This is a genomic window from Streptomyces hilarionis, from assembly GCF_024539675.1.
Taxonomy (GTDB): Bacteria; Actinomycetota; Actinomycetes; order Streptomycetales; family Streptomycetaceae; genus Streptomyces; species Streptomyces hilarionis.
Map to the genome: position 1 here is coordinate 19,503 of NZ_JAHHIT010000077.1, position 23,041 is coordinate 42,543.

Genomic DNA, 23,041 nt, shown 5'->3' on the forward strand with positions numbered 1-23,041 from the left:
TGCGTCGGGGAGTTCGGCGATGATCACCCGCGCGGCCCCCAGTCGCCCGGTTGCTCAGGTCCCGCACGCCACCAGGGGCACCAGCGGAGCTACGACCGTGGCCACCACGATGCCCCACCACGTCGCACGGTGCGGCCGGGGCTGAGGAGTCAGGACGCGGTGCAGTCGGACCAGGGCTCCCGATCCGCCGGCGCCCAGGGCCGCTCGCGGCGCCCGGCCCGCCGCGACCTCGCATATCGCGGCTGCCAGGGTCTCCCTGGGGTGGAGCCGCAGGGCGTGGTCGTCCGCGATCATCTCCAGCAGCAGGTTCGTCTGCTCCTTGGCGTGCCGGGCCAGCGGAAGGCCGGGGAACGCGCGGGAGAACGCGTCGACGAGCACCGCCAGCAGGTGGTGTCTGCCGGCGATGTGGGCGCGCTCGTGCTCCAGGACCGCCTTGAGTTGGCTCTCGGACAGGACGTCCAGTGCCGCCCGGGTGACGACCACATGAGAGCGGCGGCCCGGCAGGCAGTACACGGCCGGAACCCCGTAGTCGACGATCGTGGCGCCGTACTCGGGCGCCGGTTCGCCGACCAGCGCGAGCATGTCGAGCTGGCGTCGGCGAGCACGCCGTACCTGCCGGACGCAGCGGACCAGCCAGCCCGTCGGCAGCAGGACGACCGCGACGGGCGCCGCGAACACCAGGACGTCGCCGAAGATGAGGGGCCCGTCGCCCGCGGGCGCGCCGGCGACCAGACCGCACGCGCTGAGGAGCCCCGCGAACCCGTCGTGCGCATGCTGCTCGCCGAGGCCCAGGTGGTAGACGGCCAGCGCGACGGTGATGACGAACGTCACCATGAGGCCCAGCCAGGCGAGGACCGCCGTGGCCGGGGCGCGGTGAGCCCAGCGCGCGCGAGCCAGCAGGGGTGGTGCCGCGGCGCTCACCAGGGCCGCATACGCGGCCAGCGCCACGGCCTCGATCATGTCTCGCTCCGCCTCTTTGCCGCCCGGAGGGCCGAGCGTAGTGCGTCCGCTTCCTCGGGTGAGATCTGCTCCACGAAACTCGCCAGGGCACCCGCCGGGTCCGGGTTGCCGCCGAGTACCTCGTGCATCAGGGAGGCGGTGTACTGCTGACGCGTGCGCGTGGGCGTGTAAACCCAGGCCCGGCCCTCCTTGTGCCGCGTGAGCAGGCCCTTGCGGTACAGGACGTCGGCCACTGTCTTGACCGTGCTGTACGCGAGGTGGCGCTGCTTGTTGATGTCCGTCAGCACGTCACGGGCGGTGGCCGGACGCCCCCAGGTCCACAGGCGGTCCATGATCTCCGCCTCCAGCTCACCCAGCTGACGCACGACCGCTCCCTTCGCCTCCGGAGCAGGGGACTTCCGGAACCAGTGAACGTTCATCCTAGAGGGCGGCTTTCCTGCCGATCAGCTGAGAAGTCAGCCGGATGCCCGCCCCTCGCGGCATGGCCTCCTCCGCTTCGGTACTGTCGGGCGCGGAGGTCCGTGATGAACGTGAGCCGGCATGTGCGAACAGGAGGCGCCCTCGGGCACCTGCTGCTCGTCGTCGTGCTCGCACTCGGGGTGTTCGTCATGCACACCGTGGGCCATCCCGGGGATTCGTCCGGCGTCGGGATGAGCGACGCGTCCCACGCGTCGGCGGCCCCGATGGACGCGGCCGCCCCGTCAGGTCATGAGCCCGCCAAGGCTTGGGCATCGATGGATGACGAGAGCCGGGCAACGGCCCCCTCGCACTCCTCGTCCCCGCACATGCCGGCCACGGCGATGGACATGATGTCGCTGTGCCTGGCCGTGCTGCTCGGCGCCTGGGTGCTTGCTGCGTTGCTGCGTGCGGCGCTGTCTCGCCGCCCCGACTGGTTGTCGAACCTCCTCGCCCAGGCTCCTGTCCTGCTGCGACCCAACCCGCCGCCACGCGGCCCAGATCTCACCCGGTTGTCGGTCCTGCGGCTGTAGGCCGGAACGCCCCGCGGGCGCGCACCACGCGCGACCCCGCGGTCTCGCGTACGCCGAAACAGCCGATGACCTGTAAGAACCGACACACAAGGTGAATCGACCATGACTGCCTTCACGCGCACCCTGCACCTCGAGTCCACCCGCCGCATCGCCGCCGTCAGCGTCGTGGCGGCGGGAGCCCTGCTGCTGTCCGCCTGTGGCGGCGACGGCGACGACATGGCCGGCATGGACCACGGCGGCAGCAGTTCCTCTGCCGCCACCACCGAGGCCGGAGCCAAGTCCGGGGACTTCGACAACGCGGACGTCACCTTCGCGCAGATGATGATCCCGCACCACGAGCAGGCCCTGGAGATGGCCAAGCTGGCCGACGGCCGGGCGTCCGACTCGGAGATCAAGGACCTCGCCGGGAAGATCGAGCAGGCCCAGGACCCCGAGATCACGACGATGAAGGGCTGGCTCACGTCCTGGAACCAGCCGACGGCCATGGAGTCCATGCCCGGCATGGACCACGGCAGCATGAACACGAACGGGATGATGTCCCACGAGGACATGGCCGAACTCAAGGGCATGAAGGGCGCCGAGTTCGACAAGATGTTCGCCCAGATGATGATCGACCATCACAACGGCGCGATCGCCATGGCCAAGGACGAGCAGAAGAACGGCAAGAACGCCGACGCCAAGACGATGGCCGGCGACATCGTCACGGGCCAGTCCGCCGAGGTGAAGCAGCTTCAGAGCATCCTCGACCGGTTCTGAGCCGGCTCACCTGCCCGACCGACCGCCCGGGCCTCACGGCGCGCCCGCCGCGCAGCCCGGGCGGTCGCGCCCCCACCCCCCTCCTGCCCCGGCCTTGCGGCCTTCCTCGCGTCCTTGGCGGATCCCGGCGTCGGGCCGAGTCTCGACACAGCGAGGCCCGAGTCGTCGCCGCACACCGCGGCACCGTGTGGCGCAGCGACCCAGGATCCGGCGGGCAGCAGCGCCAGGCAGTCGAAGAGGCGCTCGTCGGTGATCGGGCCGGCGTGCGGAGGAGTATCTGGCGCGTCGACGGCGCGCGCGTCCGCAGGGACGTGGACGGCCTCGTCATCGGCGACGGGCGTGACGTGAATCGAGTGGTGCACGCCCTCAGGAAGCCGCCAAGCCGTCGTGCGCACCCGCATGACCCAGGGTGTGCACGACCCCGACCCAGAGCAGCAGCAGCGATCGGCAGGACGAAACGCAGGGCGAGGCCACCCGCCTTCACGTCTTCTCAGTGCACGTGCGGGCCGCCGGTCGTCTGCGGCTTTCCTCGCGGTACGAGAAACAGGGCCGCCAGTGTGCTCGCGGCGGCCGCGGCGGCACTCAGTGTGAAGGCGTCCGCGAATCCGTCGATCGCTCCCCGCTCGATACCGGCTGCGGCGACGGTGGACATCACGGCCACGCCGATCGAGCCGCCCACCTCGTGGAAGGTGTTGACGACGCCCGAGGCGAGCCCGGCCCCCTCGTGGCCGACCATGGCCAGCGCGGTGGTGGTGGCCGTGACGAAGACAGCGCCGATGCCGAAGGTGGCGATCACCAGACAGGGCAGCAGCCCGGTGTACACGTCGGTGTCCGCCGAGAGCCGGGCCAGCGGCACGGTCCCCGCGGCCGCGATCAGCAGGCCCGCCACCGCGGTGGGTCGGCTGCCGATCCGGCCGACCAGCCGCGACCGAGGTGGGCGCCGATGCCGGTGGCCGCGGCCACCGGCAGGAACACCAGGCCGGTCTTCAACGGGCTGAAGCCGCGTACGTGCTGGAGGTATACCGAGCCCAGGAAGAAGAACGCGATCAGCAGCGCCGTGGCGATCAGCATCAGGAACGCGCCGGCCACCACCGGCCGCCGGGTGAACATCCGCAGGTCCATCAGCGGGCTCCGGCCGGCACGCTCGACGGCGACGAACGCACCGTACAGGGCGACCGCGATCATTCGCTCGTCCGGGTCCGGGACGCACGGAGCAGGCCGTCGGGCGGGCGGGGCGGCGGTCGCCCCCGCCCGCCCGCCGGGGCGGCTACTTCCGCCCGATCCGCAGGAAGGTGACCGAGTTCGCCGGGAAGGTGTACGTGAACTTCCGCGCGACCCCGGTGAACGTCGAGGTCACCGGCGCGACCGCGGTCGCCGTCTCCGAGTTGACCGCGTCCGGCGCGGCCGTCAGCGTGGTCACCCGGGCCCTGGACGCGACCTTCGCCCGGCCCAGGTCGATCGCCGTGCGCGCCTCGGAGGACTGGGCGTTGACGACCTTGACGATCAGGTCGCCGCTCTTCTCGTCCCGGGTCACGACCTGGCGGAACGGCTCGGCGGGCTTGTCGTCGGTGAAGCCGCCCCACTCCTGGCCGTCGAGGTAGAGCGTGACCTGGCGGCCCCGCACCTTGACGTGGACGTCGTAGGCGCGGCCCGTCTCCACGGAACCGGCCTGGGAGATCAGCGTCGACTTGCCGCCGTCCACGGCCTGCTCGACCGCCGACCGGGTGTTGTTCCAGCCGCCCAGGTTCCACCAGTAGTAGGTGCCGGTGTCCTTGACGCCGAAGGCGATCAGGAAGCCCTCCTTGCCCGACTTCTTGGTGGCCTTCACCCGCAGGTCGTAGTCGTGCCAGGCGGGGTCACCGGCCGAGACCATGGTGTTCTCGGCGGCGGTGTCGCTCTGCACGTACTGCCCGTCCTGGAGCGACCAGCTGCCGCCGCCGGTGTGCGTCCACTGCGCCGCGTCGCCGGAGAAGTCGTCGCTCAGCAGGGTGGCGCCGTCCGCGCCGGTCACCCGGACGTCGTCGTAGGCCGCGCCGGTGGCCCAGGTGGAGAGGCCGACGGCCCCGGCGATCGGCCCCTGGAGGGACGGGGTGCCGGTGGCCGTGGACGGGACCACGCGGTCGCCCACGTTGGTCATGAACAGCTTCTGCACCTCGTAGTTGGCCGAGTTCCAGGAGGCGTGGTTGTTGAACCACACCAGGTCCGGCCGCCACTGCACATAGTCCTCGTTGGCGAAGAGCGGCGCGTAGGAGGCGAGCTCGACGACGTCGGCGTTGCGCTCCAGGCCGGTCATGTACGCGGCCTCGGCCAGTCCGTTCTTGAAGGCGTTGCCCTGGGAGGCGTACTCGCCCAGGAACACCTTGGGGCCGCCGCGGTCGTAGGAGTCGTAGCGGTCGTTGTTCTGAAGGAACCACTGCGGGCTGTTGTAGTAGTGCTCGTCGACCATGTCGACGCCGGCGTCCCGGTTGAGCTGCCAGGCCGCGTCGAAGGTCGGACCGGAGTCGTCCGGGCCGGAGTTGGAGATGACGGTGACGTCCGGGTACTTCGCCTCGATCGCGGCGCGGAACTCCTCGAAGCGGGCGAAGAACTCGGCGGGGAGGTTCTCCTCGTTGCCGACCTCGATGTGCGTCAGGCGGAAGGGGCGGGGGTGGCCCATCCGGGCGCGCTTCGCGCCCCAAGTGGAGGTCACCGGCCCGTTGGCGAACTCGATCAGGTCGAGGGTGTCCTGGACGTGCCGCGCGAGCAGCGCGTCGTCCACGACCGCCCGGTTCTGGCCGCAGCCGGTCACCAGGGCCGGCACCACGGGCAGCGGCATCGCGCCGACGTCCTCGGCGAGGCGGAAGTACTCGTAGTAGCCGAGGCCGTAACTCTGGTTGTAGCCCCAGAAGTTGGCGTTGGTCGCCCGCTGCTCGACGGGGCCGATCGTGTCCTTCCACTGGTAGGAGCGGGCGCGCTGCCAGTTCGAGGCCTCGCTGTAGTCCTGCATCGAGCCGGTGTTGACCAGGCAGCCGCCGGGGAAGCGGACGAAGCCCGGTTTCAGGGCGGCGATCTTCTCGGCGAGGTCCTTGCGCAGGCCGTTGGGCTCGTGCCTGTAGGTGTCGCGGGGGAACAGGGAGACCATGTCGAGGGCGGCCGCGCCGGAGGAGGCGACCCTCAGCCGTCCGACGCTGCTGGTGCGGGCGGCGGTGAAGGTCGCCCGGTACCGTGCCCAGCCCTTCGTCCGCACGGCCACCCTGCGGGCCGTGGCGAGCGTGCCGTCGGCGTCCTCCAGGCTCACGGTGAGCGTGCTGCCGCCCTCGGCGCGGGCCCAGACCGAGAAGTCGTACTTCCTGCCCTGCTCGACCCGGACGCCGGTGTTGTACCCGGAGTTGGTGACGGACGACCCGGCGCCCAGGGAGAGGTAGGAGCGGTTGCGCTCGTTCAGGCGTCCCGCGTCGCCGAGGACCTGGGCGCTGCCGTCGACCGTCCAGGAGGTCAGCGGGGTGTACGAGCGGTTGTCGTCCGGGGCGTACTCGAAGGACCGGTTCTGCACGAGTTCGGCGTACAGACCGCCGTCGGCCGCCCGGTTGATGTCCTCGAAGAAGACGCCGTACATCGTGTCGTCGATCGTCGCGCCCCTGGCGGCGGGGTCGACGGTGAGGGTGTAGTCGGTGGGGTCGGCGGCCCGGGCGGGGGCCGGGACCAGTCCCGCGGTCAGCAGGAAGGCGCTCGCCCCGAGACCGAGTCCCAGTCGGGTGGTGCTGCGTGACATGGATGCTCCGAAGCTCTGCGTACACGAATGTTCGACATGCCGGACATTGATCAGCACTTCGAACGGCAAGATAGGGAGGGGGCCGATGAGCGTCAATGGGTCGCGCGGCAGCGGAAGTTTCGGGAGGGACGCACGATGGGCGAGTTCTGGCCGGTGTCCGACGTGCTGGCGCATCTGTCCGGGACCTGGCGCACGGAGCGGTCCGTGCACGACCTCGCGAGCGGGGACACGGGCACGTTCACGGGCACGACCGTCTTCTCACCGCTCGACGGGGGCGGTCTGCTGCACCGGGAGAGCGGCACGTTCGCCTGGCGGGGCGTCGCCCGGCCCGCCGAGCGCACGCTGCGCTTCCTGCCGGCGGCGACGCCCGGCGCGGCGGACGTCCGGTTCGCCGACGGGCGTCCCTTCCACGACGTGGACCTGAGGACCGGCCAGCACACCGCCGACCATCCCTGCGCGGCGGACCTCTACCGGGGCGAGTACACCGTCTCGGACGCGGACCGCTGGCGGACGGTGTGGCGGGTGGCCGGCCCGGCCAAGGACCTGCTGCTCAGGACCGACTACACACGCGTCGGCTGAACCGGCACGCCTTCGAAGCGCAGGTTCCAGCGCCCGCCCCGGCCGGTGACGGTGGTCGCCGACAGGGGGCGCACGTCGATGTTCCAGTACGTCGCCGGGGGCGCCTTGAGCGCGTAGACCACGGCCGCGCGGATCACGCTCGGCTCGGCGACCGCGACGATCTTGTCGCCGTCGCCGACGGGCCGGGTGTCGAGCCAGTCCCCCACCCGCGTGATGAAGTCCAGCAGGGACTCGCCGCCGTGCGGCGTCGCCAGCGGGTCGGCCAGCCAGGCGTCCACCGCCTGCGGTTCACGGGCCATCGCCTCGCCGAGCGTGAGACCCCGCCAGCGGCCCATGTCGCAGTCGCGCAGCGCGAGCTGCACCAGCGGCGCGTACCCGAGGGCGTCGCCGGTCGCACGGCTGCGCGGCGTGGGCGAGCAGTACCGCAGACCGGCAGCGGCCAGCGGCAGGAGGTCGGGGACCGCCCGCTGCACCTCGTCCCAGCCCGCCTGGTCGAGCGGGCGGTCGTCCTCGAAGCGCTCCGCGAGCAGCGCGGAGCTGCGAGCGGCGGCGACGAACGTGACCCGAAGTGGCATGCGGCGATGGTGAGCCGCCGAAGTGCGCAGGTCAAGAGGCGTTACCTGGTGGTTGTCACGACTGCGCCAAACCTTGTCGGAAGGTCTGGACACGACAGGGCAAGTCACTCGAAAACGAGCGCCATCCATTGCTCGGGCGCGGCGAGCGGCCGGAATCCGGCCTTCTCGTACACGCCGTGCGCGTCGTGCGTGGCGAGCAGGATGCGGCGCAGCCCGTACGGCGCGAGGTGGTCGCGCGCCGCCTCGGCCAGCGCGGTGCCGATCCCCTTGCCGCGTACCGCGGGGTCCACGTACACGTCGCACAGCCAGGCGAAGGTGGCCAGGTCGGTCACGACCCGGGCGCAGGCCACCTGTTCACCGGAGGCCGTGTCGTACACCCCGAAGTTCAGTGAGCCGGCGATCGCCCGCTCCTGCGTGTCCAGGGTCCGCCCGATCGCCCAGTACGCGTCGGCCGAGAGCCAGCGGTGCACGCGCCCGACGTCGACGCGGGCGGGGTCGGCGGAGATCTCGTAGCCCTCCGGGAGGCCGGGTATGTCGGTCATGGCGGGATCCTCACAGCGAGTGGGCGTCATGTCGAACGGTTTGCGGGCAGCGCCTCCTCGCACGCGGCCTCCAGCCGCCGCACGCCCTCGGCGATCTCCTGCGTCCCGGCGACGGCGGCGAAGCTCAGCCGGACGTGCGCGGCGGGGGGTTCGGCGCTGAAGTAGGGCCGGCCTGGGTTGAGGGCGACGCCGGCGCGCAGCGCGGCGGCGGCGAAGGCCGCCTCGTCCGTGCCGTCGGGCAGCCGCAGCCACAGGTGGTAGCCGCCGGACGGGATGTGCGGCAGCGCCAGCCGGGGCAGGCGCAGCCGCAGCGCCGCGCTCATCGCGTCGCGCCGGGCTCTCAGCTCGGCCGCCACGGAGCGCAGATGGCGCGGCCACGCCGGTGAGCCGACCAGTTCGAGGGCCGCCTCCTGCAACGGGCGGGGCACGAAGAAGCTGTCGACGACCTGGATGGCGCGCAGCCGCTCCAGTACCGGGCCGCGGGCGACCAGGGCGCTGACCCGGAAGCTGGGCGAGGTCGCCTTGGTCAGCGACCCCACGTGGACCACGACGCCGTCGGGGTCCTCGGCGGCCAGCGGACGCGGCAGGGGGCCGGCGTCCTCGTGCGCGAGCCGGCGCACGAAGTCGTCCTCCACCACGAACGCGCCCGCCTCCCGGGCGATGCGCAGCACCTCGGCCCGCCGGCCGGCGGCCAGGACGGCCCCGGTCGGATTCTGGAACAGCGGCTGGCAGACGAAGACGCGGGCGCCGCTCGCCCGGAACGCGTCGGCGAGCAGTTCCGGTCGGACGCCGTCCGGGTCGACCGGGACCGGGACGGGCCGCAGCCCCGCCGACCGGGCGATCGCGAGCATGCCGGGGTACGTCGGGGACTCCACCAGCACCGGCGCGCCGAGCGGGGCCAGGGCGCGCAGGGCGGTGGTCAGCGAGGCCTGGCCACCGCCGCTGACCAGCACCTCGGCCGCGGTGACCGGCCCGCCCACGGTGCGTGCGAACCACGCGCGCAGTTCCGGCAGCCCCTCCATCGGCGGGCGCCCCCAGGCGCCGGGCCGGCGACCCGCCCGGGCCAGGGCCGCGGCCATGGCCCGCTCCGGCTGCAACGAAGGGTGGAGGTAGCCGCCGTTGAACTCGATCACTCCGGGCGGCGGGGCGGACAGCGAGACCGTGACGCCCGAGGCGTCGACCGAGCGCGGGACGAGGTCGCCCGCGCCGTCCGCGCTCAGCGACACCTCCTGCCAGGACGTGTCTCCGGCGGGGGCGGAGGTGCGCGACGGCCGGGCCCGGAAGGCGCCCGCGCCGGGGCGGGTGACCACGAGCCCCTCGGCGGCCAGGTGCGCCAGCGCCCGCGACACGGTCACCGGGCTCACCCGGTACCTCTCGACCAGGGCCCGACTCGACGGCAGTTTCCCACCAGGTGAGTAGCGGTCGAACTCCCGACGCAGCTGTTCCGCCAGTTCAGCCACGCTGCTACGCTCTTGCATGAAGACACAGAGTAGCGCTATCGCATCATCCGCGATAGCGGTCAGCATCCCGGGCCCCACCGACCGGCGCGGCGGCCCCGGCACTCTCCAGGCCGCCCTCGGTGTCGTCGCCTTCTCGCTGACCTTCCCCGCCACCGCCTGGGGCCTGGAGGGCTTCGGCCCCTGGGCGCTGGTGGCGGTGCGCAGCGTCCTGGCCGCGCTGATCGCCGGGGCGTGTCTGCTCGCGCTGAGGATCGGCCCGCCCGACCGGCGGCACTGGGCGGGGCTGGCCGTCGTCGCCGGCGGGGTCGTCGTCGGGTTCCCGCTGCTGACCACGCTCGCACTGCGGACGTCCACGACCGCGCACGCGGCCGTCGTGGTGGGCCTGCTCCCGCTGACGACCGCGCTGCTGTCCGCCCTGCGCACGGGCGCGCGCCCGTCCCGCGCGTTCTGGGCCGCGGCCCTGGCCGGCGCCGCCGCGGTGGCGGCGTTCACCGTGCAGCAGAGCGGCGGGGCCCTGACCAGCGCCGACCTCTACCTGTTCGGGGCGCTGCTGGTGTGCGCGGCCGGCTACACGGAGGGCGGCAGGCTGGCCCGGGTCATGCCGGGCTGGCAGGTCATCGGCTGGGCGCTGGTGCTCTGCCTGCCGCTCACCGTGCCGGCCGCAGCCCTCGCCCTCGCCCTCGAACCCGTCCACCTCACCGCGCACAGCGTGGCCGGACTGCTGTGGGTCGCCGCCGGTTCCCAGTTCCTCGGACTGGTCGTCTGGTACCGGGGCATGGCGGCCATCGGCGTCCCCCGGGCCAGCCAGTTGCAGTTGGCGCAGCCGCTGCTCACACTGGTGTGGTCGGTGCTGCTGCTGGGCGAGCAGCTCACGCCCGCCGCGCCGCTGACGGCCGCGGCCGTCGTCGTCTGCATCGCCGTCACCCAGCGGGCGCGCGGCTGACCAGGGGCCGCCCGCGACGCACGCGCGGTGCGCGAGGGCGGCGACGACCCGGCGGGACGGACCGCCGGTACGGGTGAGGAGGCTCCCCATGCGCGCAACCACGGGCGACCAGCTTGTCCAGCACGGCAGGGTGGTCGGGCAACACGACAAGGTCGGCGAGATCGTCGAGGTACTGGGCCAGGGCGGCGACCCCCCGTACCGCGTCCGCTTCGAGGACGGGCACGAGGGCGTCTGCTCGCCCGGCCCCGACACCGAGATCCGCCACCGCACCTCCGGGGAACGGCGGCCCTAGCCGAAGGCGCCCGTTTCCCACCGGCGGGCGCGGCGCGGGGGGTCGGCCGGCTGTCCGTAGTGGTCGGCGACCACCCTGGCCATCGCTCCGATCCGGTCCTTCCTCACGTCCTGGGCCGCGAAGAAGACGTGCCCGCGCACCTCGGGACGCGCGGCGGCCAGGTCGAGGTGGGCCGACAGTTCGGCCGGGTCCTGCCAGGCGGCGGACTGCGTCGGGTCGCCCGCCCGGTACAGGGCCTCGCCGATGTACAGCCGGGTGCGGCTGCCCTTCGCCACGTCCGCCCACCAGGGCACCAGCTTCGCGTAGTCGGCGACCGACAGCCCGATGTTCCAGTAGAGCTGCGGAACGACGTAGTCGATCCAGCCCTCCTTCACCCACTTGCGCGTGTCGGCGTGGATGTCGTCGTACGACTGAAGGGCCCGGGTGTCGGAGCCGCGCGAGTCGGTGGAGGCGTTGCGCCACACGCCGAAGGGGCTGATCCCGAACTGGGTCCCGGGCCGGGTGGCCCTGATGCGGGCGGCCGTCTCCAGCACCAGCCGGTCGACGTTGTCGCGCCGCCAGGCCGCCCTGGTGGCGAAGGCGCCGCCGTGGGCGTCGTAGGCGTCGTCGTCGTCGAAGGTCTGCCCGGCGACCGGGTACGGATAGAAGTAGTCGTCGAAGTGCACGGCGTCCACGGGGTACTTCGCGACCGCGTCCAGGATGGCGTCCTGGACGAAGGCGCGGACCTCGGGCAGACCGGGGTTGTAGTAGAGCCGCCCGCCGAACGGCACCACCCAGTGCGGGTGCCGGCGCGCGGGGTGCGCGGCGACCAGCCGGGAGGGGTCGTCGTGGGTCGCGATCCGGTAGGGGTTGAACCAGGCGTGCAGCTGAAGGCCGCGGGCGTGCGCCTCCGCGACCGCCGTGCCCAGCGGATCCCAGCCCGGCGCCCTGCCCTGGACGCCGGTGAGCACCTCGGACCACGGTTCGAACGGTGAGGGCCACAACGCGTCGGCCGTGGGCCGCACCTGGAGGATCACCGTGTTCAGCCGTCTGCGCACCGCCGCGTCCAGCAGGGCGACGAGTTCGGCGCGCTGGGCGGCCGCGGTCAGGCCGGTCCGCGACGGCCAGTCACGGTTGGAGACGGTCGCCAGCCACATGCCCCGCATCTCGCCGGTCGCCCGCCGCTCCCGTCCGGGCGCGGCCGACGCGCCCGTCGTGGTGAACGCCGACAGCGCTGCCAGCGCGAACGCCCGCCGGGTCAGTCGCCCCATCGCACACATCCCCACATACTCTGCGGATCCGTTCGGTAACGGATCGTTTCCGGGGCCCAGCATGCCCCCACCCCGACGATCGATCATCGATACTTGCTAGTAACGTGCACGATCGGAGCAGGCCGTCCGGGACCCGGCAGACCTGCCACAGCCAACAGAGTCAGCGCGGCGAAAGGTGCGATGTGACCGACATCGAACGGGTCGGAGTGGTGGGCTGCGGCCAGATGGGGGCGGGCATCGCCGAGGTCTGCGCGCGCGCCGGCCTCGACGTCAAGGTCGCCGAGACCAACGGCGAGGCCCTGGAGATCGGCCGGACCCGGCTGCTCAACTCCCTGGCCAAGGCCGCCGAGCGCGGCAAGATCTCCGAGGAGGAGCGGGACGCCGCGCTGGCGCGCCTGAGCTTCACCACGGACCTCGGCGAGTTCGCCGACCGCGACCTGGTCGTCGAGGCCGTGGTCGAGAACGAGCAGGTCAAGACGGAGATCTTCCAGGTCCTCGACCAGGTGGTGACCCGCCCGGACGCGATCCTGGCCTCCAACACCTCCTCCATCCCGCTGGTGAAGCTGGCGGTCGCCACCTCGCGGCCCGACCAGGTCGTCGGCATCCACTTCTTCAACCCCGCCCCCGTGCAGCAGCTCGTCGAGCTGATCCCGGCGCTGACCACGTCGGAGGGCACGCTCGGCAGGGCGCAGCTGTTCGCCGAGAAGGTGCTGGGCAAGCACGCCATCCGCGCCCAGGACCGCTCCGGCTTCGTGGTCAACGCGCTGCTGATCCCCTATCTCCTGTCCGCGATCCGGATGTTCGAGACGGGCATCGCCAGCCGCGAGGACATCGACAACGGCATGGAGATGGGCTGCGCCCACCCGATGGGGCCGCTGAAGCTGTCCGACCTGATCGGTCTGGACACGGTCGCCTCGGTCGCGTTCTCGATGTACGAGGAGTACAAGGAGCCGCTCTACGCCGCTCCCCCGCTGTTGCAGCGCATGGTCGACGCGGGCCGGCTGGGCCGCAAGACCGGCTCGGGCTTCTACACCTACTGAGCCGCGTCGCAGGGTCCTCCCCGCCGGCCGGTCACGGGCCCGGCGCTCCGCGGAGCGCCGGGCCCGTTTCGTTCACACGCCGTGTGCGCTCCGGGCCCGCATATGCCGCACGCACACTCTCCCCCGGGGCCCGCCGGGCCGGTTCACTCATCATGCGCACGTAAGGGATGTGAGACGACCACGGAAAGGAGCGGACACGTGACCACCGATTCCGAGCATCCCGTCGTCCATGGAGAACTCGCGGAGTTACGGCGACGCCTCGACGTGGCGTACGCCCGCGTCGAGGGCGGTCTGGCCCTGCTGACGCACCGCACCGAGGAGACCGCCAAGGAGCTCGACGAACTGAGCACCCGCATCGTGACGTTGGAGCACTCCCGCTGGCCGCTGCCGGCCGTCTGCGCGCTCACCGCCGTCGGCGCACTCGCCGTGACGGCCTGGCAGGCCTTCGGACACTAGCGCCCGGCCGGCGCGGGCGGGTTCAGCCCAGCCTCAGGTGATGCAGCAGCATCAACGCGGCCGCCATGTTGGCGGCCGGGACCTCCCCTCGGGCGACCAGTTCGGGCACGACCTCGAGGGAGACCCACTCCCGGCGGTCCGACTCGAAGTCGTCCACGGGGTGCCCCGTGTACCGGGCCTCGTCCGACCAGTAGATGTGGTGGACGGCGTCGGTGAGCCCGTTGGACGGCTCCACGCTCATCAGGTGGCGCAGGGGTCCCGGCCGCCAGCCGGTCTCCTCCTCCAGTTCCCGGGCGGCCGCCCGGGCGACGTCCTCGCCGTCCTCGACCACGCCCGCGGCGAGCTCCCAGCCCCAGCTGTCGGTGATGAAGCGGTGCCGCCACAGCAGCAGGACCTCGTTGGCCTCGTTGACGACGGTCGCCACGGCGACGGGCCTCAGCCGTATGAGGAAGTGGTCCAGGTGCCGGCCGTCGGGCAGCTCCACATCTGCCAGGTTGACGCTGAACCAGCGGTTTTCATACACAGTTTGTTCGTTCTGTTTCGTCCACTGCACGGTTCTGCCACCTTCCGTCGAGTAAGTGGCAATATCGCAGCAGGAACCATGCAGCGTCGGCGCGGAGGACGAGCCCGCGCCTCCTTCGTGCCTCGTCGTGCGGATACCCGGTGACGCCCCGTCCTAGAGCGGGACGCGCAGCGCTCCGTCGATGAGTTCGGCCGCCTCGGCCGTGCCCGCGCAGCCGCTGCGCACGAGGTGCTCGCGCACCGCCCGGAGCCTGTCGCGCAGCCGCTGGGACTCCATCCCCCGGGCCTGCTCGGCCATCCGCACCGCGGTGACCACCGCCTTGTCGGCGTTGCCCTGGCGCAGCTCGATCGTGCTGAGCATGGCCAGCCGGTGCACCCGGCCGCGGTCGTGCGCCGGGGTGCCCACGGCGGCCGTCGCGTGCTCGGCGGCCGCGGTGAGATCGCCGAGGCTGAGCAGCGCCTCCGCCACCTGGACGTTGACCAGACCGGGCTGGACATAGCCGGTCTCGTCGGGCTCGTGTCCGCGCCGGATGCGGTCCGCGGCGGTCTCGGCCCGCCGGATGCACGACAGGGCGCTCGTGCCGTCGCCGAGGTGCGCGTACGCCTTGGCCTGCATCGCGTACAGGTCCGAGGCGAGCGCGGGCGTGATGTGCCGGCCCGCCGCCCGCAGCGCCGCCTCCGCGAACGCGACGGCCTGCCGGTACTCCCGCATGAACAGCGACTGGTTCACCAGCAGGGCGATGACGTACGCGCCCAGTCCCCGGTCACCGCTGGCCTTGGCCAGGCGCAGCGCCTGGTGGAAGTAGCGCTGGGCGAGGCCGTGCGCGTCGGAGTCGTAGGCGCAGATGCCCGCCACCGCCACCAACCCTCCGGTGGCACGGTGCAGTTGACGGCCCGTCTCGTCCGTGTAGCTGCCCCGCAGCAGGGGCGCGGTCTCGGCGTTGAGGAAGCCGACGACGCGGCTGCGGGTCGCGATGCCGCCCGCCTTGCGGTACATCTGCTCGTAGTGGGCGCGCGCGGCGCGCAGCATCTCGATGTCGGCCGAGGTCACACGGTGCCGGCCGCCGCGCGAGACGTCCACGTCCTCCGGGGGGTTCTCCCACTCCCACACCGGCATCACGGCCGGCGTGCCGGTGACGGCGGGGGCCCCCAGGAGGTGGGGGCGCTGCTGCTCGTCGGAGCGCCACAGGGCGGTGGCCCGCTCCACGAAGCCGGAGAGCGAGGCGCCGTGCGGGGTGGACGGCTCGCCCGGGACGCCGAGCCCGATGTCGTCGAGGGTGACCGGCCGGTGCAGGCGCGTCGCGAGCACCTCGCAGATGAGGTCGGGCACCTGGCCGCGCGGCCGCTGGCCCTTGAGCCAGCGGGCCACCGCCGTGTGCTCGTACCGCAGGGCGAGGCCGCGGGCCCGTCCGGCCTGGTTGACGTGGGCGGCGAGGCCCGCGTGCGAGATGCCCGCCTCGTCGAGGATCGCGTCGAGCAGAGTGTTGGGCTGCATGGGTGCCCCCCGGTGCCGTGCCTCGTGCCGTCAGACTAGTGGGTCCGTCTTCACACGGGGTGTGAACGCAAAGCCCGCGTTCGCGGGGCGTGCGCGCTGTCGTCCCGTCCGCACGGCCGGTTGACTGGACCGCCTCGCAAGAGGTTCGCCGGGCCGTCGGCTCCCCCTCGAAAAGCGACGGCCCGGCGGTGCGGGTTCGCTCCGCGGGTGGGGCGGATGGGGTGAGTGGGGACGTCCCGGGTGCGTGGTCGGGCGCGGGCCCGTCGTGGCCGGGCGCGCAGTTCCCCGCGCCCCTGAAAGATCACCCCCAGCCCAGGAACGCAGCCCTGTCGACCCACGGCCGACACACCACCCCAGGCACGATGCAAAGGCGCAGGAGCGCAACCCCCAGCCCCCAGGGGCGCGGGGAACTGCGCGACCGGCCACCACCGGCCCGCGGCCGACACACCACCCCAAGCACGGTGGAGAGGCGCAGGAACGCAACCCCCCAACCCCGCAACCCCAAACCCCCAGGGGCGTGGGGAACTGCGCGATCAGCTGGTGACGGGCCGCGGCCCGGACGGCGGTTCAGCGGGGTGCGGGGGCGCAGCCCCCCGCGGCCTCGGGGGCGCGGGGAACTGCGCGATCGCGGGCTCAGCCCCGCAGGGCCGCTCCGGTCCGCTCGCCCGCCAGGGCGACCGCCGCGTCACGGGCGGCCGACGCCTCGTCGACGGTCAGCGTCCGGTCCTGCGCGCGGAAGCGCAGCGCGTACGCCAGCGACTTCTTGGCGTCGCCGAGCTGCTCGGCGTTCTCGTAGACGTCGAACAGCCGGATGCCCTCCAGCAGTTCGCCCGCGCCTTCGCGCAGCGCGGCCTCGACGTCGGCGTGCGGCACGCTCCGGTCGACCACGAGGGCCACGTCCTGGGTGGCGACCGGGAACGTGGAGATGCTCGGCGCCTGGGGCGTGTCGTCGCCGACCCGCTCCAGGACGTCCAGGTCCAGCTCCATGGCGCAGGTGCGCGCGGGCAGGCCCAGCGCCTTCAGCACACGGGGGTGCAGCTCGCCCGCGTGGCCGACGACGCGCTCGGCGCCGTCGACGGTCACGGCGAACTCGGCGCAGCGACCGGGGTGCCACGGCCCGTAGCGGCCGTTGCGGACGGCCAGCTCGACGCCGGCCTCCCGGGCGACCGCGCGCCCGGCCTCGATCGCGTCGGCCCAGTCCGCCGGGCGGCCCTTGCCCCACCAGCCGGCCTGCTCGCGGGCGCCCGTGAGGACGACGGCGACGTGGCGCGGCTGCTCGGGCAGCACGGCGTCCAGCGACGCCAGCTCCTCGTCGGTGGGACGGCGGTCGACGGGCAGGTGTCCGGCGACGCCCTGCTCCTCGCGCGGGAGGAAGACCAGGCCGGTCTCGAAGAGCGCGAGATCGTGCGAACCCCGACCGTCGTTGCGCCGCAGCGCGCCCAGCAGGCCCGGCAGCAGCGACGTGCGGAGCGCGGGCTCCTCGTCGTTGAGCGGGTTGGTGAGCTTGACGACGCGGCGGGCCGGGTCGTCGGCGTCCAGGCCGAGCTGGTCGAAGACCTGCTCGCTGACGAACGGGTAGTTCGGCGCCTCGACGTACCCGGCGCCGGCCAGGGCGCGGCCGACACGGCGGTGCAGGCGCTGGCGGTGGGTGAGCCCGCGGCCCGAGGGCGGCTTGGGCAGCGTGGAGGGCAGGTTCTCGTAGCCCTCCAGGCGGATGACCTCCTCCGCCAGGTCGTTGACCTCGGCGAGGTCGGGCCGCCAGGACGGGACGGTGACGAGCAGCTCGTCCTGCCCGTAGACGTCGCAGCCGATCTCCTGGAGGCGGCGCACGACGGTCTCACGGCCGTACACCACGCCCGCGACCTTGTCCGGGTGGTCCGCCGGGACGCTGATCGTGTGCGGGGCGGACGGGGCGATGATCTCCGTGACGCCCGCGTCGGCGGTGCCGCCCGCCAGCAGCACCAGCAGGTCCACCGTGCGCTGCGCGGCAGCCGCGGCGGCCTGCGGGTCGACGCCTCGCTCGAAGCGCCGGGACGCCTCCGAGGACAGCTTGTGCCGACGCGCCGTCCGCGCGATGGACACCGCGTCGAAGTGGGCGGCCTCGACGACCACGTCGGTCGTGCGGCTCTCGGGGTCGTCGTGGTCGGCGATCTCGGTGTTCGCGCCGCCCATGACGCCGGCGAGGCCGATGGGCCCGCGGTCGTCGGTGATGACCAGGTCCTCGGCGTGCAGCTTGCGGGTGACTCCGTCGAGGGTGACGATCTGCTCGCCCTCCGCGGCCCGGCGCACGCCGATCGTGCCCTGGACCAGGTCGCGGTCGTAGGCGTGCAGCGGCTGGCCGATCTCCGTCATCACGTAGTTGGTGACGTCGACGGCGAGCGAGATCGGACGCATGCCGACCTTCTGAAGCCGGCGCGTCAGCCAGATAGGCGAGCGCGCCTCGGGGCTCAGACCGGTGACGGTGCGGGCGGTGAAGCGGTCGCAGCCGACCGGCTCGGAGACCTTCACCGGGTAGCCGAAGGCGTTCGGCGCCGGTACGTCGATCAGCGCCGGGTCGCGCAGCGGCAGACCGTAGGCGATGGCAACCTCACGGGCCACACCGCGGATCGAGAGGCAGTCGCCGCGGTTGGCGGTGACGGCGATGTCCAGGACCTCGTCGACCAGTTCGAGGAGCTCGATGGCGTCCTTGCCGACCTCGGTCTCCGGCGGCAGCACGATGATGCCGTGGCTGCCGTCGTCGCCCATGCCCAGCTCGTCGCCGGAGCAGATCATGCCGTGGGAGGTCTTGCCGTACGTCTTGCGCGCGGCGATCGCGAAGTCGCCGGGCAGCACGGCGCCGGGCAGGACCACGACGACCTTGTCGCCGACGGCGAAGTTGCGGGCGCCGCAGACGATCTCCTGCGGCTCGCCGGTGCCGTTGGCCGTGCCGACGTCGACCGTGCAGAAGCGGATCGGCTTCTTGAAGCCCTCGAGCTCCTCGATGGTCAGCACCCGACCGACGACGAGCGGGCCCTTGAGGCCGGCTCCGAGCTGCTCGACGGTCTCGACCTCGAGGCCGGCCGACACCAGCTTGGCCTGCACGTCACGGCCGGTCTCGGTGGCCGGCAGGTCGACGTACTCCCGCAGCCAGGAAAGCGGGACCCGCATCAGATCTCCATCCCGAACGGCCGGGTGAACCGGACGTCACCCTCGACCATGTCTCGCATGTCTTCGACGTTGTGGCGGAACATCAGCATCCGCTCGATGCCGAACCCGAAGGCGAACCCGCTGTACTTCTCCGGGTCGACGCCGCAGGCGGCCAGCACCTTGGGGTTGACCATGCCGCAGCCGCCGAGCTCGATCCAGCCCTCGCTGGAGCAGGTGCGGCAGGGGCGGTCGGGGTTGCCGACGGACTCGCCGCGGCAGACGTAGCACACCATGTCCATCTCGGCGGACGGCTCGGTGAACGGGAAGAAGTTCGGCCGCAGCCGGGTCTTCATGCCCTCGCCGAACAGCGACTGGACCATGTGGTCCATCGTGCCCTTGAGGTCGGCCATGGTCAGGCCCTCGTCCACGGCGAGCAGCTCGACCTGGTGGAAGACCGGGGTGTGCGTGGCGTCCAGCTCGTCGGTGCGGTACACGCGGCCGGGGCAGATCACGTACACCGGCAGCTCGCGGCCGAGCAGCGAACGGATCTGGACCGGTGAGGTGTGGGTGCGCAGCACGACGCCGGACTCGGTGCCGCCCTGCGGGCCTTGCACGAAGAACGTGTCGGCCTCGCCGCGGGCCGGGTGGTCCGGGCCGATGTTGAGCGCGTCGAAGTTGAACCACTCGGCCTCGACCTGCGGGCCCTCGGCGACCTCGTAGCCCATGGCCACGAAGACGTCCTCGATGCGCTCGGAGAGCGTGGTGAGAGGGTGGCGGGCGCCGGCCGGGACCCGGTCGTGGGGCAGCGTGACGTCCACCGCCTCCTCGACCAGCACCCGTGCGTCGCGCTCGGCCTCCAGCTCCTCCTGGCGGGCGGCGAGGCCCTTGTTCACGGCGCCGCGGGCCTGGCCGACGAGCTTGCCGGCGGCGGCCTTGGCGTGCGGGGGCAGGGCGCCGATCTCGCGGTTGGCGAGGGCGAGCGGGGAGGTGCCGCCGGTGTGGGCGACCTTGGCCTCCTGGAGCGCGTCGAGCGAGTCCGCGGCGGCGAAGGCGGCGAGCGCCTCGTCCCGCATGCGCTCGATCTCTTCCGGTTTCAAGGCCTCGACCTCTACCGGGTCGTACGACTTATTCGGTGCCGACATCTCTTCCCGTGCTTCCGATTGTCTGGCTGAAGGTCCCCGTCATCGACTCACGCAGAGGTCGGAGGGCCGTCCATGGGACACAAGGGTGCCAAAGGCCGAGTCTAACGGGGTGAGGGTGTACCGCTGCGCCCGCGGCGGCCCGGGCAGCTCTCAGGTGAGGTAGGCCGGGGTCGCCACGGGCAGCGTAAATCGGAACTCCGCGCCGCCGCCGGGGGCGCGGCCCACCGTGATGGCGCCGCCGTGGGCTTCGACGATGCCCTTGACGATGTACAGCCCGAGGCCGGTGCCGCCGCGCTTGCTGCCCCGCCAGAAGCGGGTGAAGACGCGGTTCATGGACTCCTCCGGGATGCCTGCGCCCTCGTCGCTCACGGTGACCGACGTGCCGGTGTCCTCCCCTTCCCGGGGGGACGCGGCGGGCGTGATGTCAATGGTGACGGTTCCCTCGCCGTGGCGCACCGCGTTTTCGAGGAGGTTGCTGAGGACCTGGTCGACCTTGTCGGGGTCGGCCCACAGGGCGGGCAGCGGCTGCTCGATGCGCAGCAGGAACCGGTCGGCGGGCTGTCCGGCGGCGACGTAGGCCTGGATGTGCCGTCCCACGGCCGCGCCCATGTCCACGGGCTGGCGGCGCACCTCCAGCCGTCCGGAGTCGATGCGCGAGATGTCGAGCAGTTCGGCGATCAGGCGGGTGACCCGGTCGGCGTCGGCGTCGACGGTCTCCAGCATCAGCCGCTTCTGGTCGTCGGTGAACCGCGACCACTTGGCGAGCAGGGTGGCGGTGAAGCCCTTGACGGAGGTGAGGGGGGAGCGCAGTTCGTGGGCGACGGTGGCGATCAGCTCGGCGTGGCTGCGCTCGGTGCGGCGGCGGGCCTCGGTGTCGCGGATCGCGACGACGACGCGGTGGACGGGGCCGGTGGGCTCGGCGCGCACGTACCGGGCGGAGACGAGCACCTCGCGGCCTCCCGGGAGCAGGAGGTTGCGCTCGGGCTGGCCGACGCGGATCGCGAGGCCGCCGTAGGGATCGGTGAGCTGCCACCAGCGGCGGCCCTCGAGGTCCTCGAGCGGCAGGGCCTTGTCGAGGCGCTGGCCGAGGGCGTCCTCGGCGGCGACGGCGGTGATGCGCCGGGCTGCGGCGTTGAAGCAGATCACCCGGCCGTGCTCGTCGGCGACGACGAGCCCGTCGGGCAGGTCGTCGGGGTCGATGCCGAGTCCGGCGAGGTCACCGGCCGGCCGGGCCGCTCCCGGTGCGCTGGTCGTGCCGACACTCATCCCCGTACCCCACCTCCCGTCCTCCCGGAAGAGGCCCGCGAACTCGTCACCCTACTAGCTGTCGGTCACGGAGCGGCACCCTCCGGAGGCGCGCTGTGCACGGGCCGACGCGTAGAGACATACGGCGGCGGCCGTCGCGAGGTTCAGGCTCTCGGCCTTTCCGTGGATCGGGACGCGCACGACGGCGTCCGCGAGCGCGCGGGTCTCCTTCGGAAGTCCCCAGGCCTCGTTGCCGAAGACCCATGCGGTGGGGCCGCCCATGGTGCCGGCGTCCAGTTCGGCGTCGAGGTCGTCGTCGCCCGCGCCGTCGGCGGCGAGGATGCGCACGCCCGCGTCCCGCAGCCCGGCCACGGCCTGTTCGACGGGGACGCCGACGGCGACGGGCAGGTGGAAGTGGGAGCCGACGGAGGCGCGGACGGCCTTGGGGTTGTAGAGGTCGACGGAGGCGTCGGTGAGCACGACGGCGTCGGCGCCGGCGGCGTCGGCGCAGCGCAGCACGGTGCCCGCGTTGCCGGGGTCGCGGACGTGGGCGAGGACGGCGACGAGCCGCGGCCGGGCGGCGAGGATGCGCTCGAACGGCGTGTCCAGGAACCGGCAGATCCCGACGAGCCCCTGCGGGGTGACGGTGGTGGAGACGTCCTCGATGACCTGCTCGGCGGCGAGGTGGATCCGGGCGCCGGCGGCGCGGGCCGCGGCGATGACGTCGGCGTGGCGTTCGGCGGCCTCCGCGGTGGCGAACAGCTCGACCAGGGTGGGCTGTCCGTCGGCACGATGCGCCGCGGCCTCCCGGACGGCCTGCGGCCCCTCGGCGAGGAACAGCCGCTCCTTGCCCCGGAAGTTCCGCCGGGCCAGCCGCCGCGCGGCCGCGACGCGGGGGGAACGGGGAGAGATCGGCTCGGGGCTGGCGGAGGACATGTGGTTCACCTTCGACCTTCGGATGTCGGTGTGGCCCGCTTGGCAGGGAGGGCGACCGCGGCCCTCAGGGGCGCGGGGAACTGCGCGGCCGGCCCCGCGCGGCCGGCCACCCGGACGGCGGGCGCGGCGGACGTCGGCAGCAAAAGGACCCGCAGGCGGAAACCTGCGGGTCCTTCACTCACGTCGGGCTAGCGCCGGCGCAGCGTCACGCGGCCTTGGGCGCGTTCACGTCCGCGGGGAGTGCCTTCTGCGCGACCTCGACCAGCGCGGCGAACGCGGTGGCGTCGTTCACGGCCAGCTCGGCCAGGATCTTGCGGTCGACCTCGATGTTCGCGGCCTTCAGACCCTGGATGAGGCGGTTGTACGTCATGCCGTTCTGGCGGGCCGCAGCGTTGATGCGCTGGATCCACAGCTGACGGAAGTCGCCCTTGCGCTTCTTGCGGTCGTTGTAGTTGTAGACCAGCGAGTGGGTGACCTGCTCCTTGGCCTTGCGGTACAGGCGCGAACGCTGACCGCGGTAGCCGGAGGCCGCCTCGAGGATCGCCCGGCGCTTCTTGTGGGCGTTGACTGCCCGCTTGACGCGTGCCACTTGTTAACTCCTTGTAGCGGGGCCGCGGTTGGACTCACACGGCCCGGAAACGTTTGGGTCCCGATTCAGAGGTCGGGCGCGATGTCCGCGCCCGACGTCACTTGCCGAGAAGCTTCTTGATCTTCGCGGCGTCGCCCGGGGCCATCTCGGCGTTGCCGGTGAGGCGGCGCGTCACGCGGGACGACTTGTGCTCGAGCAGGTGGCGCTTGCCGGCGCGCTCGCGGAGCACCTTGCCGGAGCCGGTGATCTTGAAGCGCTTGCTGGCACCGCTGTGCGACTTGTTCTTCGGCATAGCGCCGTTCTCTCCTCGTCGGTGGCGTTCCGGTGCCCGGTCGTGAAACCGGGCACGGTGGAACGTCGCTGGTATCGGTTCTGTCCGCGGGACTCGCGTCC

24 protein-coding genes are annotated in these 23,041 nt (G+C 72.6%); 7 read left to right on the forward strand and 17 right to left on the reverse strand.

Features of this window, described 5'->3' with window-relative positions; translation table 11 throughout:
- Positions 1 to 54 precede the first annotated feature (54 nt).
- The gene (locus KMS84_RS19975) at positions 55 to 960 is read right to left on the reverse strand and encodes a M56 family metallopeptidase (protein WP_256917711.1); all 906 of its coding nucleotides are present in this window, start codon (positions 958 to 960) and stop codon (positions 55 to 57) included.
- Positions 957 to 1,325 carry a BlaI/MecI/CopY family transcriptional regulator gene (locus KMS84_RS19980; protein ID WP_256917712.1) on the reverse strand — a complete coding sequence of 123 codons (369 nt, stop codon included), beginning with the start codon at positions 1,323 to 1,325 and terminating at the stop codon, positions 957 to 959. Before KMS84_RS19980 ends, KMS84_RS19975 begins: the two co-directional genes overlap by 4 nt.
- 177 nt (positions 1,326 to 1,502) lie before the next feature.
- Between KMS84_RS19980 and KMS84_RS19985 the strand changes: the two genes are divergently transcribed.
- On the forward strand, positions 1,503 to 1,949 hold the full coding sequence (locus KMS84_RS19985) for a DUF6153 family protein (protein ID WP_308287971.1): 447 nt from the start codon (positions 1,503 to 1,505) through the stop codon (positions 1,947 to 1,949).
- Between the two features lie 102 nt (positions 1,950 to 2,051).
- On the forward strand, positions 2,052 to 2,705 hold the full coding sequence (locus KMS84_RS19990; protein WP_256917714.1) for a DUF305 domain-containing protein: 654 nt from the start codon (positions 2,052 to 2,054) through the stop codon (positions 2,703 to 2,705).
- Positions 2,706 to 3,195: 490 nt separating this feature from the next.
- On the opposite strand, the gene KMS84_RS19995 is transcribed toward KMS84_RS19990, so the two are convergent.
- From KMS84_RS19995 to KMS84_RS20005, 3 genes are all read right to left on the reverse strand, one after another.
- The gene (locus tag KMS84_RS19995; RefSeq protein ID WP_256917715.1) at positions 3,196 to 3,594 is read right to left on the reverse strand and encodes an MFS transporter; all 399 of its coding nucleotides are present in this window, start codon (positions 3,592 to 3,594) and stop codon (positions 3,196 to 3,198) included.
- The gene (locus tag KMS84_RS20000; RefSeq protein WP_256917716.1) at positions 3,579 to 3,890 is read right to left on the reverse strand and encodes a hypothetical protein; all 312 of its coding nucleotides are present in this window, start codon (positions 3,888 to 3,890) and stop codon (positions 3,579 to 3,581) included. The genes KMS84_RS19995 and KMS84_RS20000 overlap by 16 nt, the downstream gene beginning before the upstream one ends.
- Before the next feature lie 82 nt (positions 3,891 to 3,972).
- On the reverse strand, positions 3,973 to 6,456 hold the full coding sequence (locus KMS84_RS20005) for an alpha-L-arabinofuranosidase family protein (protein WP_256917717.1): 2,484 nt from the start codon (positions 6,454 to 6,456) through the stop codon (positions 3,973 to 3,975).
- A gap of 135 nt (positions 6,457 to 6,591) precedes the next feature.
- On the opposite strand from KMS84_RS20005, the gene KMS84_RS20010 reads away from it, so the two are divergent.
- Positions 6,592 to 7,035, forward strand: coding sequence for a DUF6314 family protein (locus KMS84_RS20010; protein WP_256917718.1), 444 nt, complete (start codon positions 6,592 to 6,594; stop codon positions 7,033 to 7,035).
- On the opposite strand, the gene KMS84_RS20015 is transcribed toward KMS84_RS20010, so the two are convergent.
- The 3 genes from KMS84_RS20015 to KMS84_RS20025 form a co-directional block, all read right to left on the reverse strand.
- Entirely contained in the window at positions 7,017 to 7,610 is a 594-nt protein-coding gene (locus tag KMS84_RS20015; protein ID WP_256917719.1) for a histidine phosphatase family protein, read from the reverse strand. The two genes, KMS84_RS20010 and KMS84_RS20015, sit on opposite strands and share 19 nt — an antisense overlap.
- A 104-nt stretch (positions 7,611 to 7,714) precedes the next feature.
- The gene (locus tag KMS84_RS20020; RefSeq protein WP_256917720.1) at positions 7,715 to 8,152 is read right to left on the reverse strand and encodes a GNAT family N-acetyltransferase; all 438 of its coding nucleotides are present in this window, start codon (positions 8,150 to 8,152) and stop codon (positions 7,715 to 7,717) included.
- 26 nt (positions 8,153 to 8,178) lie between these two features.
- Positions 8,179 to 9,630: an aminotransferase-like domain-containing protein gene (locus KMS84_RS20025; RefSeq protein WP_256917721.1), complete on the reverse strand. Its 1,452-nt coding sequence runs from the start codon at positions 9,628 to 9,630 to the stop codon at positions 8,179 to 8,181.
- On the opposite strand from KMS84_RS20025, the gene KMS84_RS20030 reads away from it, so the two are divergent.
- Together KMS84_RS20030 and KMS84_RS20035 are read left to right on the forward strand one after the other, a co-directional pair.
- Positions 9,629 to 10,555, forward strand: a complete 927-nt coding sequence (locus KMS84_RS20030; protein WP_256917722.1) for a DMT family transporter — start codon at positions 9,629 to 9,631, stop codon at positions 10,553 to 10,555. The genes KMS84_RS20025 and KMS84_RS20030 overlap by 2 nt on opposite strands.
- Positions 10,556 to 10,643: 88 nt before the next feature.
- Complete coding sequence (locus KMS84_RS20035; RefSeq protein ID WP_256917723.1) at positions 10,644 to 10,847, forward strand: DUF1918 domain-containing protein; 204 nt, start codon at positions 10,644 to 10,646, stop codon at positions 10,845 to 10,847.
- Here KMS84_RS20035 and KMS84_RS20040 read toward each other — a convergent pair.
- A complete protein-coding gene (locus KMS84_RS20040) occupies positions 10,844 to 12,097 on the reverse strand; it encodes a glycoside hydrolase family 10-like protein (RefSeq protein WP_256917724.1) in 1,254 nt (417 codons plus the stop codon). The genes KMS84_RS20035 and KMS84_RS20040 overlap by 4 nt on opposite strands.
- A gap of 182 nt (positions 12,098 to 12,279) precedes the next feature.
- Here KMS84_RS20040 and KMS84_RS20045 point away from each other — a divergent pair, with 182 nt between their 5' ends.
- Together KMS84_RS20045 and KMS84_RS20050 are read left to right on the forward strand one after the other, a co-directional pair.
- Positions 12,280 to 13,137, forward strand: coding sequence for a 3-hydroxybutyryl-CoA dehydrogenase (locus KMS84_RS20045; RefSeq protein WP_256917725.1), 858 nt, complete (start codon positions 12,280 to 12,282; stop codon positions 13,135 to 13,137).
- A gap of 198 nt (positions 13,138 to 13,335) precedes the next feature.
- Entirely contained in the window at positions 13,336 to 13,593 is a 258-nt protein-coding gene (locus tag KMS84_RS20050) for a hypothetical protein (RefSeq protein WP_256917726.1), read from the forward strand.
- Between the two features lie 22 nt (positions 13,594 to 13,615).
- Here KMS84_RS20050 and KMS84_RS20055 read toward each other — a convergent pair whose 3' ends face one another.
- From KMS84_RS20055 to rpmI, 8 genes are all read right to left on the reverse strand, one after another.
- Positions 13,616 to 14,146 (reverse strand): NUDIX hydrolase, encoded by a 531-nt coding sequence (locus tag KMS84_RS20055; protein WP_256917727.1) that lies wholly within the window; start codon positions 14,144 to 14,146, stop codon positions 13,616 to 13,618.
- 123 nt (positions 14,147 to 14,269) lie between these two features.
- Positions 14,270 to 15,610 carry an NsdA family TPR-like regulatory protein gene (locus KMS84_RS20060; RefSeq protein WP_256917728.1) on the reverse strand — a complete coding sequence of 447 codons (1,341 nt, stop codon included), beginning with the start codon at positions 15,608 to 15,610 and terminating at the stop codon, positions 14,270 to 14,272.
- Positions 15,611 to 16,243: 633 nt separating this feature from the next.
- Positions 16,244 to 18,757 carry a phenylalanine--tRNA ligase subunit beta gene (pheT, locus tag KMS84_RS20065; protein ID WP_256917729.1) on the reverse strand — a complete coding sequence of 838 codons (2,514 nt, stop codon included), beginning with the start codon at positions 18,755 to 18,757 and terminating at the stop codon, positions 16,244 to 16,246.
- Positions 18,757 to 19,878, reverse strand: a complete 1,122-nt coding sequence (pheS, locus tag KMS84_RS20070) for a phenylalanine--tRNA ligase subunit alpha (RefSeq protein ID WP_256917730.1) — start codon at positions 19,876 to 19,878, stop codon at positions 18,757 to 18,759. Before pheS ends, pheT begins: the two co-directional genes overlap by 1 nt.
- 150 nt (positions 19,879 to 20,028) lie before the next feature.
- Positions 20,029 to 21,144 (reverse strand): sensor histidine kinase, encoded by a 1,116-nt coding sequence (locus KMS84_RS20075; RefSeq protein ID WP_256917731.1) that lies wholly within the window; start codon positions 21,142 to 21,144, stop codon positions 20,029 to 20,031.
- Positions 21,145 to 21,198: 54 nt separating this feature from the next.
- A complete protein-coding gene (locus tag KMS84_RS20080; RefSeq protein WP_256917732.1) occupies positions 21,199 to 22,059 on the reverse strand; it encodes a TrmH family RNA methyltransferase in 861 nt (286 codons plus the stop codon).
- 205 nt (positions 22,060 to 22,264) lie between these two features.
- Positions 22,265 to 22,648: a 50S ribosomal protein L20 gene (gene rplT, locus KMS84_RS20085; protein WP_057580434.1), complete on the reverse strand. Its 384-nt coding sequence runs from the start codon at positions 22,646 to 22,648 to the stop codon at positions 22,265 to 22,267.
- A gap of 97 nt (positions 22,649 to 22,745) precedes the next feature.
- Positions 22,746 to 22,940: a 50S ribosomal protein L35 gene (gene rpmI, locus KMS84_RS20090; protein ID WP_003977225.1), complete on the reverse strand. Its 195-nt coding sequence runs from the start codon at positions 22,938 to 22,940 to the stop codon at positions 22,746 to 22,748.
- Positions 22,941 to 23,041: the final 101 nt, after the last annotated feature.

What these genes read in the sequence shown, in the direction of transcription:
- KMS84_RS20075 (WP_256917731.1), bottom strand. Translation starts at nt 21,144, where the DNA reads ATGAGTGTCGGCACGACCAGCGCACCGGGAGCGGCCCGGCCGGCCGGT.
- rpmI (WP_003977225.1), bottom strand. Translation starts at nt 22,940, where the DNA reads ATGCCGAAGAACAAGTCGCACAGCGGTGCCAGCAAGCGCTTCAAGATC.
- KMS84_RS19975 (WP_256917711.1), bottom strand. Translation starts at nt 960, where the DNA reads ATGATCGAGGCCGTGGCGCTGGCCGCGTATGCGGCCCTGGTGAGCGCC.
- KMS84_RS20025 (WP_256917721.1), bottom strand. Translation starts at nt 9,630, where the DNA reads ATGCAAGAGCGTAGCAGCGTGGCTGAACTGGCGGAACAGCTGCGTCGG.
- KMS84_RS20005 (WP_256917717.1), bottom strand. Translation starts at nt 6,456, where the DNA reads ATGTCACGCAGCACCACCCGACTGGGACTCGGTCTCGGGGCGAGCGCC.
- pheS (WP_256917730.1), bottom strand. Translation starts at nt 19,878, where the DNA reads ATGTCGGCACCGAATAAGTCGTACGACCCGGTAGAGGTCGAGGCCTTG.
- KMS84_RS20030 (WP_256917722.1), top strand. Translation starts at nt 9,629, where the DNA reads ATGAAGACACAGAGTAGCGCTATCGCATCATCCGCGATAGCGGTCAGC.
- KMS84_RS19990 (WP_256917714.1), top strand. Translation starts at nt 2,052, where the DNA reads ATGACTGCCTTCACGCGCACCCTGCACCTCGAGTCCACCCGCCGCATC.
- pheT (WP_256917729.1), bottom strand. Translation starts at nt 18,757, where the DNA reads ATGCGGGTCCCGCTTTCCTGGCTGCGGGAGTACGTCGACCTGCCGGCC.
- KMS84_RS20015 (WP_256917719.1), bottom strand. Translation starts at nt 7,610, where the DNA reads ATGCCACTTCGGGTCACGTTCGTCGCCGCCGCTCGCAGCTCCGCGCTG.
- KMS84_RS20040 (WP_256917724.1), bottom strand. Translation starts at nt 12,097, where the DNA reads ATGGGGCGACTGACCCGGCGGGCGTTCGCGCTGGCAGCGCTGTCGGCG.
- KMS84_RS20035 (WP_256917723.1), top strand. Translation starts at nt 10,644, where the DNA reads ATGCGCGCAACCACGGGCGACCAGCTTGTCCAGCACGGCAGGGTGGTC.
- KMS84_RS20010 (WP_256917718.1), top strand. Translation starts at nt 6,592, where the DNA reads ATGGGCGAGTTCTGGCCGGTGTCCGACGTGCTGGCGCATCTGTCCGGG.
- KMS84_RS20080 (WP_256917732.1), bottom strand. Translation starts at nt 22,059, where the DNA reads ATGTCCTCCGCCAGCCCCGAGCCGATCTCTCCCCGTTCCCCCCGCGTC.
- KMS84_RS20020 (WP_256917720.1), bottom strand. Translation starts at nt 8,152, where the DNA reads ATGACCGACATACCCGGCCTCCCGGAGGGCTACGAGATCTCCGCCGAC.
- KMS84_RS20000 (WP_256917716.1), bottom strand. Translation starts at nt 3,890, where the DNA reads ATGATCGCGGTCGCCCTGTACGGTGCGTTCGTCGCCGTCGAGCGTGCC.
- KMS84_RS20060 (WP_256917728.1), bottom strand. Translation starts at nt 15,610, where the DNA reads ATGCAGCCCAACACTCTGCTCGACGCGATCCTCGACGAGGCGGGCATC.